Below are 18,099 nucleotides of genomic sequence, written 5' to 3'. Positions count from 1 at the left end.
ACTGTGGCCTCCGAGAAAACATGGCGTCCTCTGCGGGCTGAAATCGTACCCACGATGTAGCCCGCAGAGGACGCCATGTTTTCTGAGGGCAACCTGAACCGGAGAAATGGAGTTGATTTGTGAAACGAACTTCCTTTCTGACCTATGCGAATAGCCGGCGCCGCCCTCAACCAGATACCCATTGACTGGACCCATAACCTGCGGACCATCCGCGAAGCTATTGACCAGGCCAAGGCGGCCGGAGTAGAGCTGCTTTGCCTGCCTGAACTCTGCCTGACCGGCTACGGCTGCGAAGACCTGTTTCTGAGCGACTGGATGCCCGCGGCGGCGCTGGCGCACCTGCAGCAGATCCGGCCCTGGACCGAAGGCATCTGCGTGGCAGTGGGCCTGCCCGTGCGCCTGAATAACAGCACCTACAATACGGCCGCTGTGCTGCGCGACGGGCAGATTCTGGGCTTCGCGGCCAAGCAGTTCATGGCCTACGATGGCGTACACTACGAGCCGCGCTTCTTTACGCCCTGGCCGGCCGGCAAAACCACTACCGTGCAGTGGGAAGGGGAGGAGTGGCCCCTGGGTGATATGATCTTCGAGCACAAGGGCGTGAAGTTCGGGTTTGAAATCTGTGAGGATGCGTGGCGACCTGACGACGTGCGGCCCGCAGCACGGCTCACTGGCCGGGTTGATCTGATTGTGAACCCTTCGGCCAGCCATTTTGCCATGAGCAAGACGGACCTGCGCTACAAGCTGGTGCTGAACGCCTCGCGTAACTTCAACTGCACCTACCTCTACGCCAACCTGCTGGGCAACGAAGCCGGCCGCATCATCTACGACGGCGAAATCCTGGTGGCCCGCAACGGTCATCTGCTGATGCGCAACCAGCTCATGAGCTTCAAGGAAGTAGATATGGAGTGCGTGGACGTGGATTTCACCACTGAGCAGGTGCGCGCCGACGAGATTCAGCCCCTGCCTACCCCCGATGAGTACCGCGAACTAAACCAGGCCCTGAGCCTGGGCCTGTTCGACTACATGCGCAAGGCCCGGAGCCGGGGCTTCGTGCTCAGTCTGTCGGGCGGGGCCGACTCGGTGATGTGCGCCGTGGCCGTGGCGGAGCTGGTGCGGTTGGGTACGGCCGAAATAGGTACGGCTGAGTTCATGCGCCGTGCGGGCTGCTTCACTGCCGAGGAAATTGAGCGCCTGGCCGGTCCGGCCGCGCCTACCTCCGATCAGAGCCTGCAAGGCCCTAAAGATGCCTCCCATACCCAGCCCAGCCAACAGCAAGCCGACATCAACAAAGAGCTGACGCGCCGCCTGCTCACGTGTGCTTACCAGGGTACTGTCAATTCTTCCGACGATACCTTCAACTCGGCCAAAGAGCTGGCCGATTCCATTGGGGCCGTGTTTTACAACTGGACCATTGACGAGGAAGTAACCGGTTACGTGGGCAAGATTGAGCACGCCCTTGGCCGGGAGTTAAGCTGGAAGACCGACGACCTGGCCCTGCAAAACATTCAGGCCCGGGTGCGCGCCCCCAGTATTTGGCTGCTGGCCAACGTGCAGAACTGCCTGCTCATGACGACCTCCAACCGCTCGGAGGCCAGTGTGGGCTACTGCACCATGGATGGCGACACGGCCGGCTCCATCTCGCCCATTGGCGGCGTGGACAAGGCCTTTGTGAAAGAGTGGCTGCGCTGGGCCGAAACCGAGCTGAACTACCCCGCTCTGCGCCACGTGAACAACCTGCAGCCTACGGCCGAGCTGCGCCCCCTGGAGGACAAGCAAACCGACGAGCGGGACCTGATGCCCTACCCCCTGCTTAACCGTATAGAGCGCCTGGCCTTCTACAACCGCCTCAGCCCGCAGCAGGTGCTGGCCACGCTGGCCGAAGAGCAGCCCGATATAGACGCCGAGCAGCTCAAAACCTACGTGAAGCGCTTTTACAGCCTCTGGAGCCGCAACCAGTGGAAGCGTGAGCGGTTCGCCCCGGCCTTCCACCTCGACGACTACAACGTGGACCCGCGCTCCTGGCTGCGCTTCCCCATCCTGAGCGGCGGCTTTACCGAGGAGCTGAGCCAGCTGTAAGCACCGGGCACCGGGCGGAAGCTATAAATTTTCCGGAGCGGAAGCGGAACCTGCGTATTTTGGGGCTACCAAGGGCCGCTCCAATACGTGGGTTCCGTTTTTGTTTATCAAATGATATGTCCGCTCCCTATCAAGTAAGTGAAGCCACAGAAGTAAAAGAGGCTGCCCTGGGCCCCAGCCAACCTAGTAGCCGGCTGGTGTCGCTGGATGTGTTTCGGGGGCTGGCCATTGTGCTGATGCTGCTGGTCAACAACTGCGGCGAGTGGCCCTACTATTACTCCCCTCTGATACACGCCGAGTGGCACGGCTTTCACCTCGCCGACCTGGTATTTCCCTCCTTTGTGGGGATTATGGGCGTTTCGGTGGTGTATGGGCTGGCGGCGGTGCGGCCCGATGGCGCCCGGCACCGCCCGGCCCTGGGCCGCGTGGCCCGGCGCGTAGCGGTGCTGGTAGTGCTGGGTCTGCTGATCGGGCTGATTCCGAACTTTTACTTTACCTCCTTTCGCATTCCGGGGGTATTGCAGCGGCTGGGGCTAGTGTACGGCGTGTGTGCCGTGCTGTACCTGAAAACCACTTGGCGGCAGCAGGTGTGGCTGGCCGTGGGGCTGCTGGTGCTCTACGCCGCGCTGCTGCAGCTAGTGCCCGTGCCGGGGATTGGACCGGCCAACCTGGAGCCCGCCACCAACCTGGGCGCCTGGCTCGACCGGCTGCTGTTCAGTCGGCACCACCTCAACCACGACCAGGAAGGCTGGGACCCGGAGTCGGTGCTGGGTCTGATTCCGTCCGTGGGTACGGGTATTCTGGGGCTGCTGGCGGGCCAGTGGCTGCGCCGCCCTACCCTGGATGGCAGCACGAAAGCCGCGTGGCTGTTTGTGGTGAGTGCTGGGCTGGTGGTGCTGGGCCTGATCTGGAACGGGTGGTTTCCTATCAACAAGCCCCTCTGGACCAGCTCCTACGTGCTGTACGCCGGTGGCCTGGCGGGCTTGGTTCTGGCAGCCCTGTATTTCCTCTGCGACGTGCAGGGCTGGCGGGGAGCCTGGACCTGGCCCCTGGTTGCCTGCGGCAGCAATGCCCTGCTGGTGTTCTTTGTGCCCGAAGCCTTGGACCGCTTCCTGACCCGCTTCCGCTTCCACCATCCCGATGGATCGGTCTTTTACGCCCGCGACTGGCTTTACGCCCACTGGCGGCCCCTGTTCACGGATGCCTACCATGCTTCCCTGGGCTGGGCCGTGGTGTACACGCTGCTGTGGGTCTTGATTCTGTCAGTGCTTTACCGGAGGCGCCTCTTCTTCACGGCTTAATACCTGGCTTTCGGTACCCGGGAGGGGGTAGGCAGTGACCGGACGTGTACCTTTAGTGCCGCAATGAGAACCGGATATCTGAACTACCTGCTGTGGGGGCTGCTGTATGGCCTCCTGATTTTCCTGGCCCTGAACCGGCACTCCAAGGCCCGGCCCTTTACTTACCACAGCGAAATCTGGGCTGATAAGGCCGGGTACTACGTGTACCTGCCGGCGGCCTTTGTTTACGACTTCGATGCCCGCGCCTTCCCCGATTCGCTGGATACGGCCACCGGCAACGGGTTCCGGCTCCAGCGGACCACCGGCAAAGTGGAAACCAAATATTCCTACGGGGTAGCCCTGCTGGAAGCCCCGTTCTGGGCCGTGGCCCACGCCTTTACCGCCGATAAATCAGGTTTCTCCAAAGCCGAGCACAAAGCTATTGATGTGGCTGCGGCTACCTATTTTGTGCTGGGGCTCTGGCTCCTAACGGCCACCCTGCGGCGCTACTTCTCGGGGCTGATAACGGGCCTGAGCGTGACCCTGCTGGTGGTGGGCACCAACCTCTGGTATTATGGCATCCGGGAAACGGGCATGTCGCATGTGTTTTCGTTTTGCGCTTTTGCCTTGCTGCTTTACCTGCTTACCCGGCGTACCGGACCGGCCTGGTATGAGCGGGGGGCGGCGTGGGGTCATGTGGTGGCCATTGCGGCCACCGTGGCCCTTATTTCGGTGCTGCGGCCCCTGAATATGGTATTTGCCCTACCTCTGCTGCTCTGGCCCGTGCGGGAGGGTGTGGCGTGGCCGGCCCAGGTACGCGGACTGCTGCAGGGGCGGGTGCTGGGGTTGCTGCTGCTGGCGGGGGTAGTGCTGTGGCTGCCCCAGCTGGCCTACTACCACTACCTGCGCGGCAGTTGGCTGATGTACAGCTACGGGCAGGAAGGCTTTCCGAACGCGCTGTCGCCTAAACTAGCTGCGCTGTGGCTGGCCCCCCGCAACGGCAGCTTCCTCTACAATCCGGTGCTGTTGTTGGTGCTGCCGGGCTGCCTGCTGCTGGCCCGTACGTCGGGGCGGCGCGCCGGGCTGGCCCTGGGCCTGTGGGCGGGCGCCTCTTACTTCTACGCGGCCTGGTGGGACTACGGGCTGGGCTGCAGCTACGCGGGCCGGGGCTTCGTGGAGCTGTACCCGGTGTTGGCTTGGCCTTTGGCGGCGGCCGTGGCCTACCTATGGCAACGCCCGCAGTGGCTGCGCTGGAGCGCCGGGGCCTTGCTGGTGTTGGCGCTGGCGTACAATATGCGCGTATCGGTGCGTTATGACGGGTGTTTCTACGGTACGCACGAGTGGGACTGGCCGGCCTACCGCCAGCTGTTGCTCGGCTAAGCCCCGGCCAAGCACGCGAGTACCCGTCGCTTTCCGTACTTTCGGGCTCCTACTATCTTTTCTTCTTCTTATGAGCTTTCTGAGCGCCATTCTCTGGAGCCCCAACCCCATCCTGGCGGAAATCGGCCCGCTGACCCTGCGCTGGTACGGCCTGTTGTTTATGTCGGGCTTTGTGGTGGGTACCTTCATTCTCTCGCACATCTACCGCTCCGAGAAAGTGTCGCCGCGCTGGGTTGATGTCATTACCATCTACATGCTGCTGGGCACGGTAGTGGGTGCCCGCCTGGGTCACGTATTTTTCTACGACTGGGACCAGTACAAAGACAACCTGCTGGATATCTTTAAGATCTGGCAGGGTGGGCTGGCCTCGCATGGAGCTACTATCGGTATCATCTTCGCCGTGTGGCTGTTCAGCCGCAACAACAAGTTCGACTGGCTCTGGACCCTCGACCGGATTGTGCTGGTAGTGGCCGTAGGTGGCGCTCTGATTCGCTTGGGCAACCTGATGAACTCGGAAATTGTGGGCCACCCGACGAATGTGCCCTGGGCCTTTGTGTTCCCGCGCGACTTGGAGCACCTGCAGCAGCCCCGCCCCGACCAGCCCGTGCCGGCCGGCTCAGTAGCTGTGCAGCGCTTCCGTGAGGCTGACGGCTCTATCAAGGTAGAAACCCAACCCGTGACTGGTGCGGTAGCAGCGAATACGGAAGTGGCAGTGCCCCGCCACCCCACCCAGATTTACGAATCGTTGTTCTGCGTGTTCCTGTTTGTGCTTCTGTACAGCATGTGGAACCGCACCAAGGAGCGTACCCCGCGCGGGCAGTTATTCGGGCTGTTTGTGGTGCTGCTGTTCTCCTTCCGCTTCCTAATTGAGTTCCTCAAGGAAGATCAGGTAGCGTTTGAGCAGAATATGAGCCTGAACATGGGCCAGTGGCTGAGCGTCCCGCTGATTTTTGTGGGCCTCTGGGTGGTATGGCGCGCGGGCAAAGACCCGCAGAATCCCTACGGCTATGCCCCCCGCGACCTGGAAGAGCAGGCTGCCCTGGAGGCGGCCGCCAGCCGCAAATAACTCTCTTTCATTTAGAGCCAGCCGGGAGGTTTAGGTCGCCCAAGGGGGGTAGGTAGCCTAAGTTTTTCGCTTGGCTCATGAAATAAAAAGCCCCGCGCTCAACTGAGCGCGGGGCTTTTTTGTGCCGGAATCCGACGGCGGCTAGTAGCGGCGGTTGGTGGCGTTGAGGTCTTCGAAGGCTGACTTCAGGCGGGCAATGAAGCTCTCCTCGCCCTTGCGCAGCCACACGCGCGGGTCGTAGTACTTCTTGTTGGGCGAGTCCTCGCCGGTGGGGTTGCCGATCTGGCTTTGCAGGAAGCCTTCGTTTTTCTGGTAGTAGCCCCGGATACCATCCCAGAACGCCCACTGCAGGTCGGTGTCAATGTTCATCTTGATGGCCCCGTAGCTGATGGCCTCGCGGATTTCCTCCTGCGACGAACCCGAGCCCCCGTGGAATACGAAGTTAATGGGGCGCTCCGCCTCCAAGCTGTACTTCTCCTTCACGAAGTCCTGGGAGTTCTTCAGGATAACGGGCTGCAGCTTCACGTTGCCGGGCTTATACACCCCGTGCACGTTGCCGAACGCGGCAGCAATGGTAAAGCGCGGGCTGATTTTGCTGAGCTCCTCGTAGGCGTAGGCTACCTCCGAAGGCTGGGTGTAGAGCTTGCTGGAATCCACGTCGGAGTTGTCCACGCCGTCTTCCTCGCCGCCGGTTACGCCCAGCTCAATTTCCAGGGTCATGCCCATTTTAGACATGCGCTTCAGGTACTCCTTGCAGATTTCGATGTTCTCCTCAATGGGCTCTTCCGAGAGGTCGAGCATGTGGGAGGAGTACAGGGGCTGGCCGTGCTGAGCGAAGTGCTTTTCACCGGCCTCCAGCAGCCCGTCAATCCAGGGCAGCAGCTTTTTGGCGGCGTGGTCGGTGTGGAGAATCACGGGCACACCGTAGGCCTGGGCCATCAGGTGTACGTGCTGGGCACCCGAGATGCCGCCGGCAATGCTGGCCTGCTGCTTATCGTTGGGCAGACCCTTGCCGGCGAAGAACTGGGCTCCCCCGTTCGAGAACTGAATAATTACCGGCGAGTTCAGGTCGCGGGCGGCTTCCAGCACGGCGTTTACCGTATCGGTACCCGTTACGTTCACGGCGGGCAGGGCGTAGCCGTTAGCTTTGGCGTGTTCGAAGAGCTGCTGCACTTCGTCGCCGTGCAGCACGCCGGCCCGCAGGCCGGTGAGAGTGGTTTGTTCAGCCATTTGCTGGGGAGTAATGGCGTGGTTGGAAAAGGCCGCGCCGGGTTTCGGAATCGTAGGCCAAACTTAAGGAAAAGAACAGGGCCTACCCAGTATAACCTCGGCGCTGGCGAAAATTCGCTGCCCGTGGGTTGGAGCTGGGGCGGCCTGTGTGCCTTCCGACAACTGGTGTCAGAACGTGTATTTATACAGGCTGCCCTGCTCAGAGCTGATGTAGAGGGTGTTATTATCGGTGAACACGGCGCCTTCCGTCTGGCCGGCGCCTTTTAGCGAAATCTGAAGAGGGGTAGCTTTCAGCGCCTCCTCGAAGCTGCCACCTTCCAGCACAAACATTTCCTGTCGGGCCAGCAGTACCAGGCGGCGCCCATCGGGACTGAGGGCCGCATCGGTTACCTCACCCGGAATGGCGAGCTTGGTTACGAGGCGGGCGGTATAGGAGCCGGGCTGGTCGGGCACGGAATACACCTTGCTGGTCTGGCCCTGGCCCCGGTCTTTGGTGAACAGGTACACGTTGCCGCCGTGCCAGAGGGTAGCCTCACAGTCGAAGTTCTGGTCTTGCTTGGCCGGCGGGAAGTCCTGCTGATCAGGATATTTTAGCTTGATTTCCTGCACCTGCTGGATGTTCTGCGGGTTCAAACGGTAAATCACCAGGTCGCGGCGGTTGTTGTTGTTGTTGCCCACGTCGCCGATGTAGAGGTTACCCCGGGTGTCGCGGGTGATGCTTTCCCAGTCGTCGCCCTGCACGGGCACTTCCAGCTCGGCCAGGGTACGGCCAGTGGCATCCACCTTAAACAGGATAGGGCGGGCGCCCTCGTCGCCGTGGGTGAAGAAGGTGCCGGCCTCGCCAGTGAGAGCCAGACCGGAGCTTTCCGGTACGCCGTTCATCTTGCCTACCTGGGTGAGGTTGGCAATGTCGGCGGGCCCTTTGTTTTTCTTGCCTTTTTTCTTCCCGGACTTCCCCGATGATTTTTCCTGCTGCGGCTGAGCGCGGGCTTCCTGGGTTTGTGCTTCGGAACAGCTGCTGAGCAGCAAGCCCGCCAGGGCGGCGGTAAAGAATAACGTGCGCATACAAGGGTAGGGTGGAGCTGAAAAAAAGCTGCCGTAGCCAAAGGCCACCGCAGCAGTACCAAGCCTTATACGTGCGGTGAAATAGGGAGGTGGTAAAATGATGCATGAGTAAGTGAGAGAGTGAGTGAGTGGAGTGCCCTGGCGAGCAGCGCGCCGCCATCCATCCTCTCTTCTGTGAGTAGCCTGCTAAACAGCCAAGCCCTTGACGCTAGTACAGTCGTCAAGGGCTTGTCACGTTTTAGGGGGTAGGGCGTTGGTCAGGAAGGATGGCTTCGGTGCCTTCGCCATGACACTTCCCTCATTCACTTACCATTTCACAGCCGTTACGGCACTGGGTCGTGGCCGTGGCCGCCCCAGGGATGGCAGCGGCTGATGCGGCGCAGAGCCAGCTTGCCGCCGCGCCAGGGGCCGTATTTGGTTACGGCCTCCACGGCGTAGGCCGAGCAGGTAGGGGTATAGCGGCAGCTGGCCGGCGTGAGCGGCGAAATCAGGTGGCGGTACACCCAGAGCAAACCCAGCAGCAGCTGGCGAAACAGGTACGACATGATGGCGGCAAAGGTCGGGGAAAACGGGTGCGGCGCCGCATTCCTCCGCTGGGGCCGCACCATCAGAACAACCGGAGTTGTACCTTCGTGCATTGAGTATAGTTCATTAAAACCACCCCCGTATGCGCACCACCCACTGGGCCAAAGCCCTGCTGCTGACGCTGCTGCTACCCCTTGCGGCCCATGCCGATGAGGGAATGTGGCTGCCGCTGTTCGTGAAGCGGCTCAACCAGGCCGACATGCAGAAGAAAGGCCTCAAGCTGACGGCCGAAGAAATCTACGACGTGAATAATGCTTCCCTGAAAGATGCCGTGGTGCAGCTGGGGGGCTTTTGTACCGGCGAGTTCGTGAGCAGCCAGGGCCTGCTGCTGACCAACCACCACTGCGGCTACGATGCCATCCAGAGCCACAGCACTCCGCAGAACAACATCCTGCAAAACGGCTTTTTCGCCGCTACCCGCCAGGAAGAAAAGCAGAACCCCGGCCTGTACGTGGATATTCTGGTGCGCATGGAAGACGTGACGGGCAAAGTGCTGGAAGGCATTTCGGCCACTACGCCCGAGCAGGAGCGCACCGCCACCGTGCAGAAGCGCCAGCGTGAGCTGGCCGACAACGCCAAGGAAAATGGCAAGTACGTGGCCTACGTGCGCGACATGTTCGGGGGCAACGAGTACTACCTCTTCATTTACCAGCGCTTCGGCGACGTGCGCCTGGTAGGCGCGCCGCCCGAAGCCGTGGGTAAGTTCGGGGGCGACACCGACAACTGGATGTGGCCCCGCCACACCGGCGACTTCTCCATGTTCCGGGTGTACGCCGACAAAAACAACCAGCCCACCGCTACCCCCCAGCCCGGCAACGTACCCTACGTACCCAAAAAACACCTGCCCGTAAGCCTGCAGGGTGTAAGTGAAGGCGACTTTGCCATGGTATTCGGCTTTCCCGGCCGCACCCAGCGCTTCCTGCCCGCCGCCGGCCTGCAGCTGACCCTCGACCAGACCAACCCCGCCCGCATCAAGCTGCGCGATACGCGCCTGAAGCTCTGGAAGGAAGACATGGACCAGGACCCTGCCCTGCGCCTGAAATACGCCTCCAAGTACGCCAGCATCGCCAACTACTGGAAGTATTTCATTGGACAGAATGAGGGCATGAAGCGCCTGAAAACCGTAGATGCCAAGCAGGTCGAGGAGGCCGCCCTGGCCCAGTGGATAGCCCAGGACCCGGCCCGCCAGCAGCAGTACGGCGAGGCCTTGGCCACAATTAACCAGGCCTACGCCGGCATCCGGGAGTACAACCTGAGCACCCAGTACGTGAACGAGGCCGCCTTCGGCACCGAAATCGTGACCATGGCCGCCCGCCTGATGCCCCTGGCTACGGCCCTGAAAGCCGCCGACAAAGCCGCTATTGACAAAGCCGTAGCCGACCTGAAAGAGCCCGTAGCCGACCATTTCAAAGACTACAGCGCCCCCACCGACAAAAAGGTGTTTGCGGCCCTGATGGCCCTTTACCAGCAGGACGTGCCCCAAAACCAGCTGCCCGATGTGTTTCAGACGGTGCAGAAGCAGTACGGCGGCTCCCTGCCGAAGTACGCCGACTACGTGTTCGGTACTTCGTTCCTGACCTCGGAAGCCAAGCTCAACGCCTTCCTGGCCGCGCCCACCCTCGCCAAGCTGGAAGCCGACCCCGGCTACAAAACCTACCAGTCGGTGTACCAGAACTACGTGCAGAACATCGTGCCCAAGCTGCAGGGTCTGCAGGCCGGGCTGGGCCGGGCCAACCGCCTCTACGTGGCCGCCCTGCGCGAAAAGAACAGCCAGAAGGTGTACTCGCCCGATGCTAACTCCACCATTCGCCTGAGCTACGGCACGGTGCGCCCTTACCGCGGCCGCGACGCTGTGGCTTACGACTACAAAACCACGGCCCAGGGCATTCTGGAGAAAGAAGACCCCACCAACCCCGAGTTTGTAGTGCCCCAGAAAGAGCTGGAACTGCTGAAAATGAAGGATTATGGCCGCTTCGCCGATAAGCAGGGCAACCTGCCCGTGGCCTTCATCACCGACAACGACATTACCGGCGGCAACTCCGGTTCGCCCGTAATCAACGGCCGTGGCGAGCTGATCGGGCTGGCCTTCGATGGCAACTGGGAAGCCATGACCGGCGACCTGGCCTACGACCCCGAGCTGAAGCGCTGCATCAACGCTGATATTCGCTACGTGCTCTGGTGCGTGGAAAAGCTGGGCGGCGCCAAGCACCTCGTCGATGAAATGACCATCGTTAACAAGGGCCCCAACCCCGGCGTAGGCCCCGCCGCTTCCGCCTCCAGCCTGGAAATGAGCGACGTGGAAAAGATGAAGGTGAAAACCGAAAACGGCGGTAAAACCAAAATCAAGGGCAAGAAAGACGCGGCCACGCTGTAAGGCGCAGGCCCACCCCTGGAAAGCCCCGGTGCCCTTGGTGCCGGGGCTTTTTTATGCCTTACCCCTGGGTGTTTGTGTGGTTCAGGAAGCCTGACTATCTTCCAGCTGTCAAGGCTATTATTATTCGATATATGCTAAAATTCTACCTCAGTGTAGCTATGCTTATGGCTGTATTTCAGGAGGCCCGCAGCCAGGGCAACGGGCCGGGTTTATGGGGCGCCCGCAGCGCCGGCCTCGGGCAAATAAGCGCCGTACTGGCCGACGATGGGTGGGCTGGTGCTAACAACGCGGCAGCCCTGGGCAGCCTCCGGGAAATCAGGGTTGGGGTAGGGGCCGAAAACCGCTACCTGCTCCCCTCGCTTAATACCGTATCCGTAGTGGCGGCTGTGCCCCTGGGCTACCAGCTGCCCGCCGCCCCGGTAACGGGTGTTCCTGCCGCCGTAGCCGCCGATGCCCCGCGCTACGGGGTGTTAGGCATCACGGCCCAACGGTTTGGCGGCCGGCTATACTCCGAGCAGCGGGTAGGGCTGGGCTACGGCTACCGTCTGGGTACAGTGCAACTCGGGGCCCGGGTGGAAATGCTGCAAACCAGTCTGGAGGCCCTGGGCAGCCGGCGGGTAGTAGTAGCGTCCCTGGGCGGCCAGGCCGATATCATTCCGCGCAAGCTCACTTTCGGGGCTACCCTCTACAACCTGACCCAGGCCCGGCTGGCCCGCTACCAGGACGAGCGGGTGCCTACCGTGCTGCGGGCCGGGCTGGCGTGGCGCCCCTCGGAAAAGGTGCTGCTGCTGGCCGAAACCGAAAAAGATGTGGAGCAGGACGCCGACTTTAAGGCCGCTTTGGAATACCAGCCCCTGCCAGTGCTGGCCTTGCGGGCCGGGCTGTCCTCGCTTACCGGTCAGCTGACGGGTGGGGCTGGGTTTCGGGCCGGGCAGTTTCAGATTGACTACGCCGCCGGTTGGCACGAGGCCCTGGGCCTTAGTCAGCAGGTAAGCGTGGCCTGGCACCGGGTAGCCAAACAGCCATGAGGTTGCGGTTTGTTGTGGGGGTAGGGGCGGCGCTGCTGGCGGCGCTGTCCGCCGAGGCCCAGGAGTACCCCCGCCCCGCCGTGCCCGACCTCGACCGGCTGACCCAGGAGCTATTTGCTGAAATCCAGAGCGACCAGGTGCCCTACGAGGACCTCTACGAAACCCTGCTGCAGTATTACCAGACCCCGCTCAACCTCAACACCGCCACCCGCGAGGAGCTGCGCGGCCTGCTGCTGCTTTCCGAAACCCAGATAACTCGCCTGCTAGAGCACCGGCAACGGAACGGGGCGCTGCTGAGCTTGTATGAGCTGCAAACCGTTGAGGGCTTCGATTTGCGCACCATTTACCGGGCCGCGCCCTTTGTTACGGCTGCTACCCCCAGCCCCAACGCCAGCCGGGGGCCACTCTGGCAGCGGATAGCCCACGAGGAAAACAACGCCTTATTTCTGCGCTACGAGCGGGTGCTGCAGAACCGCCCCGGCTATGCCCCACCCGATACCACCCGCACCGGCGCCCCGGCCACGCGCTACCTCGGTTCGCCCAACAAACTGCTGTTGCGCTACCGCGTGAGTCATAGCAAAGATTTCAGTTTGGGCTTTACAGCCGAAAAGGATGCGGGCGAGCAGTTCCGCTGGGACCCTGCTACCCGCCGCTACGGCGCCGATTTCTACTCGGCCCACTTTGTGGTGCAGGAGCGGGGTAGGCTGAAAACCCTGGCCCTCGGCGACTACCAGCTGCAGTTCGGGCAAGGGCTGCTTCTGTCCTCGGGGTTGTCGGTGGGGAAGGGAGCCGAAACCATCACCACCCTGCGCCGCAGCTCCCTGGGGGTGCGGCCCTACTCTTCGGTGCTGGAAAACACGTTTTTCCGTGGGGCAGCCGCCACCGTGGCCCTCAGCTCCACGGTGCGGGCTACGGCCTTTGCCTCGCGCAAGCGTATTGATGCTTCCGTGCGGCAGGCTCAGGATTCGTTGGCCGATTTCAGCGAGTTTTCCTCGGGGCTGCTCCTGACGGGTTTTCACCGCACCCCCACGGAGCTGGCCGGCCGCCGGGCCCTGGGCGAAACCGTGCTGGGCGGCAACCTGGGGTACAGCAGCCGCAGCGGCGACCTGCAGGTGGGCCTCACCGCCGTAAATACCCAGTTCGATAAGCCCTTGCAGCGTCGCGACGAGCCGTACAATGCTTTTGAGCTGCGCGGCCGCCGCAACCTGGCCGTGGGCGCGCATTACAGCTACGTGTGGCGCAATCTGCTGCTCTTCGGCGAAATGGCGCGGAGCAGCGGTGGTGGCCTGGGTACCGTGAACGGGCTGCTGGCCAGCCTGGCGCCCTCCGTGGATGCGGCCGTGCTCTACCGCCGCTACGACCGGGACTTCCATACTCTCTACGGCAATGCCCTCAGTGAAAACACCCGCAACATCAACGAAAACGGCCTGTACCTGGGCCTGAAGGTGCGGCCCGCGCCCCGCTGGGAGGTTTCGGCGTACTATGACCGGTTCCGGTTTCCGTGGCTGCGCTACCAGGTGGGTGCCCCCAGTGCCGGCCACGACTGGCTGGTGCGCCTCACCTTCAGCCCCACGAAAACCAGCCTGCTTTACGCTCAGCTGCGCCAGCGCACCAAGGCCTACGATGCTGATACCCTGCGCCCCGTGCCGCTGCCCGTGCCCACCCAGCGCCGGAGCGTGCTGGTGTTCTACGATGCCAGCCCTACCCCCGCGCTCAGCCTGCGTACCCGCGTGCAGGGCACCCGCTACCAGGAGCAGGCCGCCGGCAGCCCCGTCCGCCACGGCTACGTGCTGGCCCAGGATGTAACTGTGCAGCCCCTGCGCCGCCTGCGCCTTTCGGCCCGCTACGCTCTCTTCGATACCGATGACTACGACACCCGTCAGTACGTATTCGAGCAGGATGTACTGTACGCTTTTTCGGTGCCGGCGCTTGCGGGGCAGGGCACGCGGGCCTACCTGCTGGCCCAATACGACTTCAACCGCCACCTGACTTTATGGGCACGCTACGCCACTACCCATTACCGGCACCAGGAGTCCATCGGCTCCGGCCTGGAGGAGATTGAGGGCCCCACCCGCTCCGAGGTAAAGGCCCAGCTGCGCTACCGGTTTTAGGTAGGGCAGCAAATTGCCATCATCGGGCCCCGCCGCACTATAGAAAAGGCCGCTTCCTGAACGGGAAGCGGCCTTTCTGCTGAGTAAATCAGCTGGCTGGGAGGGCTACTGCTTCAGCAGGCGCACCACGGCCGAGCCGTCGGCCATGTCCAGGTGCAGCAGGTACACACCCGGGGCCAGACTGCGCAGATCAAGAGGGTACTGGAAGGCAGCGGCGGTTTTGGGCAGTGTCTGGGTGAAAAGGCTGCGGCCCAGGCCATCAGTCAGGCGCAGGGTAATCGGGCCGCGGTGTGCGTTATCCACCTTCACCGTGAACAGGGCCGGGCTGGGGTTGGGGTACACTTCGATACCCGGCAGTAAAAGTGGACTAGTGGTGGCTGTGATAGTGGAAACCGTCTGGCAGCCTTCATTGGAGTAGCCCGAGGCGCCGTTGCCGTTAATAGCCCGCACCCGGTAGCAGAACGTGCCGTTGGTGCGTAGCTGGTCGGTGTAGTCCGTGATGTTGGCCCCTACGGTGGCAATGCGACTGAAGGCCGTGGTGTTCAGCTGGGCCCGCTCAATCTCGAAGCCGGTTTCATTGCCCGAGTTATCTGACCACTGCAGGTTCAGGCTAACGATGTTGTTGGCCGCAACCGGGGCCTGTACGCTCAGGTTGGAAGGGGCCGCCGGGGGCTCGTTGAGGGTATATACGTCCAGCTTCCAGCCGGTGAGAGTACCGGCATTACCCGCTCTGGCATCCCGGATAGTTAGCGTCCAGCGGCCAAACGCCGACGTGTTGAGCAGCTCCCCGAGCGAGGTAGCCGGCCGTACACTGATGCCCGCCGGAATAGGACAGGTAAGAGTCGCCGCATCGTCGGCAAAGCTTAGGTTGAGGTTGGCCGTACCGGGGCAAGCCTGGGCCAGCAGCACGGCCCGGCTGCCGGCCGGGTTGGTCAGGGTGATTTCCAGCTCACTGACCTCCGGATGGGTCAGGGTCAGGTCGCGCACGCGCACATCCGAAATCTGCTCCGTGTTGCTGATGCTAATGGTAGAGGTGATAGTGGACCCGGCGCTTAAGCCAATGGTACGCGGAACCTGGGTAGCCGTGAGGGTGCGCAAGGTATGCGTGCCCGTCTGGAAAGGGCGGGTAGCCGAATATGGGGCCGCAGTGCAGTTGCTGAGGCCGCGCACGCGCAGAAAATAATTCGTGCCGGGCTGCAGCAGAGGCGTTGTGAAGCTGGTACCCGTGAGGCCCACCTGGTTGATGACCAGGTTGGTAAAAGCCGCGTCGGTGGCTACCTGCACCTCGTAGGCGGTGGCGTTGGGCACGGCGGACCAGGTAAAGCGCGGCCGCAGAGTCGTCAGCTCATTGGCGGCCGGGGCGGTCAGGGTAGCGGCCTGCGTAGCCGAGGCCTGCAGGGTCAGCAGCAAATCTAGGGCCCGCGTGACGCCCCCGCTCGTGCCCGTCAGGCGGATGGTGTAGGTGCCGGCCGCCGCCGTGGAAGCCGTGGCAATGGTGGCCGTAGTGCTGCCGCCCGCCGCCAGGGTAGGTGCTCCATAGCTGATAGTAACCCCCGCCGGTACGTTGGTGGCTGATAAGGCTACCTCCCCGGTAAAGCCCAGCAACTGGCCCACACTAAGCGGCAGGGTGCCGGTGCTACCCGGGCAAAACGACAACGCGGCGGCAGAGCTGCTCTGCAGAAAAAAGGTAGGGCCAGTAGGAGCCGTTAGGGTCAGGTTCTGGTCGGAAATATCGAAGAAGATGCCGTTGCTGGCCTGCACCCGCACCCGCACGGCACTGCTGCTGGTACCGGCAGGCAGGGTTACGTTTTCAAAACCATCATTGGGCGTGTTAGCCAGCAGCACCGTGGGGTAGGTCTGGCCCCCATCGGTGGAAAGTAGAATATTAACGGCCGTGGCGTTGATGGGCGGCTGGGTGGTGTTGGCCACATCCCAGATAACCTGCTGCTGCGCGCCCGCCAGCCAGGAGGTAGCCGTATTGGGTGCCCGCACCACAAACGGGCCCGCCGTAGGCACCACTACCACGTGCATGGAGTCGTAGTTCACGCCCCCGCCCACGGAGCGGTTGTCGCGGGCCACCAGCCGGAAGATCAGCCGCCGCCCATAAGTCGGCAGCAGCTCCCCAATGGTCTGGGTGTTGTTGATAATATCCGTCAGGCGCGGAAACGTGCGGGAGGGACTGGCAGTGGGCCGGAACGAACGAAAAATCGGCGCATCGGCAACGGGCGCGTTTGGGCTGCCCTCGGGGCCCAGGTTGTACTGCTCCCAGGCATAGGTCAGGGCGTCTCGGTTGCCATCGGTGGCCGAGCCCGTCAGCACGAAGGGCGTCCGGACAGGAATGGCGTAGTTGGCACCTGCGTCCACCTGGGGCGGGTTGTTGCCGGAGGGAGTGTTCACGGAGCAGTTGCCGCGGCCGGTAATATGGGCCACAATCTGGTCGAAGCTGCGCGAGTGGAAATAGGCGTCGGAGTTGGGCTGCAGGTTGTCGGCGCCGCAGATGCCGGCGTAGGCCATGATGGTGGAGCCCGAGCCGGGCTCGAAGGCTGAGGCCGTCACCCGGTTGTCGCTACAGAACTCAGTGGTGCTGTTAAAAGTATGGTCGGCCCCGAATTGGTGGCCCATTTCGTGGGCTACGTAGTCCACGTCAAATGCATCGGTCCGGGGCGCCGAGGAACCGGTGACACCCATGGCCTTTTCCGGCTGGCACACCGACGCTTTCAGGGCAATGCCCCCACCGCCGGTGCTGAATACGTGCCCGATATCGTAATTGCTGGGCCCGATCAGGGAGTCGGCGGCGTACTGGTTTTCCTCCAGCATGGCCTCGCCGTTGTCATTGGAATACGGGTCCTTGGCCGCATCCAGAAAGATCAGCCGGTCAGTATTCTCCACCAACAGCATCCGCACGGCCAGCTCCTTTTCATAAATGCCATTCACGCGGCTGAGCGAAGTAACCATGGCCGCCAGGGCCCCGGCTTTGGTGCCCCCGTGAAAGGCGGCATACTCGCCGGTGCAGGCCAGGGCCAGGCGGTAGGTGCGCAGGGTAGTACCGTTGGGCACGGCGGCGCGGGCGGCTTGGCTGAGGGCGGCCGGCGCTACTTCCTCGGCTGAAGCGGTAGCACACACAAAAGGAAACGCGGCCCGGTTCATGGCCCGCCGGTCAAAAACCAGGTGGGTGTCGGTGCCGCGCTCAGCCGGGTCGATGTACACGGTTTTGTCGGCGGCCAGAATCAGGGCATGAAACCCAGAGGGGCTCACGTCGAGGCGGGCGGTAGCCGTGGGGTCGTCGATGCCCTGGGCCGTGTAGGTCTGAATATCGGGGTAGCGGGCCGCCAGTGCGGGCGCCATCACCGGCATCTGGGCCACCCGAAACCGCTGAGAAGTGCCATCGGGCAGGGGCAGCGACACCACCGTAGCCGAGCCGGCCGCGCTGATGCCCCGCGCTGCGGGCGCGCTGCGCAAGGCACTCCGCAGCGCCGGCAGCCGGAACGTAACGGACCGGAAGTACGTCAGCGGCTGCGCCGATTTCCGGGCTGCCGCGGTGGGCAGCTTGGGAGCATCGGCCCACAGCACCTGCTGCGCTACGGCCGCAGTGCTGAAGGCGGCCAGAACAGTCGTTAGAGCTGCCCTTTTCAGGCAAACCCACGGCCCCGGGCGCAGGGTAGAGGTATCGGGCATAACGAGGGGGTAGGAGGGAATGCAGCGGGAAAGAATTCCAACGCTCTAATGTAGGCGTTTTGCAGCCGGAGCCCTTGGCCGCCAGAAGACATAATTCAAACTTCGGCCCGCTGCCCTGTACCCGCTGCACCGGCCTGTGGGTTCAGGTCAGCGCCCCGCCACAGAGCTGTTGGCCGATATAAAAAACGCCTGCCCCGTAACAAGGCAGGCGTTTTCAGAAAGCAAG

The 18,099-nt window shown here is 62.6% G+C and carries 11 protein-coding genes; 7 read left to right on the top strand and 4 right to left on the bottom strand.

The features are described from left to right. Positions 1–144: 144 nt before the first annotated feature. The 4 genes from nadE to lgt all read left to right on the top strand — a co-directional run bounded on the left by nadE (position 145) and on the right by lgt (position 5,805). Positions 145–2,079, top strand: a complete 1,935-nt coding sequence (nadE, locus tag FGZ14_RS11390; protein ID WP_139924357.1) for an NAD(+) synthase — start codon at positions 145–147, stop codon at positions 2,077–2,079. Between the two features lie 116 nt (positions 2,080–2,195). Next, positions 2,196–3,380 carry an acyltransferase family protein gene (locus FGZ14_RS11385; RefSeq protein WP_139924355.1) on the top strand — a complete coding sequence of 395 codons (1,185 nt, stop codon included), beginning with the start codon at positions 2,196–2,198 and terminating at the stop codon, positions 3,378–3,380. A gap of 63 nt (positions 3,381–3,443) precedes the next feature. After that, entirely contained in the window at positions 3,444–4,739 is a 1,296-nt protein-coding gene (locus FGZ14_RS11380; RefSeq protein WP_139924353.1) for a hypothetical protein, read from the top strand. 70 nt (positions 4,740–4,809) lie between these two features. Continuing rightward, entirely contained in the window at positions 4,810–5,805 is a 996-nt protein-coding gene (gene lgt / locus FGZ14_RS11375) for a prolipoprotein diacylglyceryl transferase (protein ID WP_139924352.1), read from the top strand. Between the two features lie 141 nt (positions 5,806–5,946). Here the strand turns inward: lgt and fbaA are convergent, their stop codons facing one another. The 3 genes from fbaA to yidD all read right to left on the bottom strand — a co-directional run bounded on the left by fbaA (position 5,947) and on the right by yidD (position 8,645). Beyond that, complete coding sequence (gene fbaA, locus FGZ14_RS11370) at positions 5,947–7,035, bottom strand: class II fructose-bisphosphate aldolase (RefSeq protein ID WP_139924350.1); 1,089 nt, start codon at positions 7,033–7,035, stop codon at positions 5,947–5,949. A 168-nt stretch (positions 7,036–7,203) separates the two neighbouring features. Continuing rightward, complete coding sequence (locus tag FGZ14_RS11365; RefSeq protein ID WP_139924348.1) at positions 7,204–8,100, bottom strand: hypothetical protein; 897 nt, start codon at positions 8,098–8,100, stop codon at positions 7,204–7,206. Positions 8,101–8,423: 323 nt separating this feature from the next. Continuing rightward, positions 8,424–8,645, bottom strand: a complete 222-nt coding sequence (yidD, locus tag FGZ14_RS11360) for a membrane protein insertion efficiency factor YidD (RefSeq protein WP_139924346.1) — start codon at positions 8,643–8,645, stop codon at positions 8,424–8,426. Between the two features lie 122 nt (positions 8,646–8,767). Here yidD and FGZ14_RS11355 point away from each other — a divergent pair, with 122 nt between their 5' ends. From FGZ14_RS11355 to FGZ14_RS11345, 3 genes are all read left to right on the top strand, one after another. Further along, the gene (locus FGZ14_RS11355; RefSeq protein ID WP_139924344.1) at positions 8,768–11,059 is read left to right on the top strand and encodes a S46 family peptidase; all 2,292 of its coding nucleotides are present in this window, start codon (positions 8,768–8,770) and stop codon (positions 11,057–11,059) included. A gap of 131 nt (positions 11,060–11,190) precedes the next feature. Continuing rightward, positions 11,191–12,087 (top strand): hypothetical protein, encoded by an 897-nt coding sequence (locus FGZ14_RS11350; RefSeq protein ID WP_219601019.1) that lies wholly within the window; start codon positions 11,191–11,193, stop codon positions 12,085–12,087. After that, the gene (locus FGZ14_RS11345; RefSeq protein WP_139924341.1) at positions 12,084–14,198 is read left to right on the top strand and encodes a helix-hairpin-helix domain-containing protein; all 2,115 of its coding nucleotides are present in this window, start codon (positions 12,084–12,086) and stop codon (positions 14,196–14,198) included. Before FGZ14_RS11350 ends, FGZ14_RS11345 begins: the two co-directional genes overlap by 4 nt. Before the next feature lie 105 nt (positions 14,199–14,303). Here FGZ14_RS11345 and FGZ14_RS11340 read toward each other — a convergent pair whose 3' ends face one another. Further along, positions 14,304–17,873, bottom strand: a complete 3,570-nt coding sequence (locus tag FGZ14_RS11340; RefSeq protein ID WP_139924339.1) for a reprolysin-like metallopeptidase — start codon at positions 17,871–17,873, stop codon at positions 14,304–14,306. Between the last annotated feature and the right edge of the window lie 226 nt (positions 17,874–18,099).

The organism is Hymenobacter sp. DG01 (assembly GCF_006352025.1).
Taxonomy (GTDB): Bacteria; Bacteroidota; Bacteroidia; order Cytophagales; family Hymenobacteraceae; genus Hymenobacter.
Note: the sequence above shows the minus strand (reverse complement) of the source record. Positions and strands in the feature narration are given on the sequence as shown.

Excerpts from the sequence above, each read along its gene's own strand:
- FGZ14_RS11365 (WP_139924348.1), bottom strand. The coding sequence starts at position 8,100 with ATGCGCACGTTATTCTTTACCGCCGCCCTGGCGGGCTTGCTGCTCAGC.
- FGZ14_RS11355 (WP_139924344.1), top strand. The coding sequence starts at position 8,768 with ATGCGCACCACCCACTGGGCCAAAGCCCTGCTGCTGACGCTGCTGCTA.
- yidD (WP_139924346.1), bottom strand. The coding sequence starts at position 8,645 with ATGTCGTACCTGTTTCGCCAGCTGCTGCTGGGTTTGCTCTGGGTGTAC.
- FGZ14_RS11380 (WP_139924353.1), top strand. The coding sequence starts at position 3,444 with ATGAGAACCGGATATCTGAACTACCTGCTGTGGGGGCTGCTGTATGGC.
- FGZ14_RS11350 (WP_219601019.1), top strand. The coding sequence starts at position 11,191 with ATGCTAAAATTCTACCTCAGTGTAGCTATGCTTATGGCTGTATTTCAG.
- fbaA (WP_139924350.1), bottom strand. The coding sequence starts at position 7,035 with ATGGCTGAACAAACCACTCTCACCGGCCTGCGGGCCGGCGTGCTGCAC.
- FGZ14_RS11385 (WP_139924355.1), top strand. The coding sequence starts at position 2,196 with ATGTCCGCTCCCTATCAAGTAAGTGAAGCCACAGAAGTAAAAGAGGCT.
- FGZ14_RS11340 (WP_139924339.1), bottom strand. The coding sequence starts at position 17,873 with ATGCCCGATACCTCTACCCTGCGCCCGGGGCCGTGGGTTTGCCTGAAA.
- FGZ14_RS11345 (WP_139924341.1), top strand. The coding sequence starts at position 12,084 with ATGAGGTTGCGGTTTGTTGTGGGGGTAGGGGCGGCGCTGCTGGCGGCG.
- lgt (WP_139924352.1), top strand. The coding sequence starts at position 4,810 with ATGAGCTTTCTGAGCGCCATTCTCTGGAGCCCCAACCCCATCCTGGCG.
- nadE (WP_139924357.1), top strand. The coding sequence starts at position 145 with ATGCGAATAGCCGGCGCCGCCCTCAACCAGATACCCATTGACTGGACC.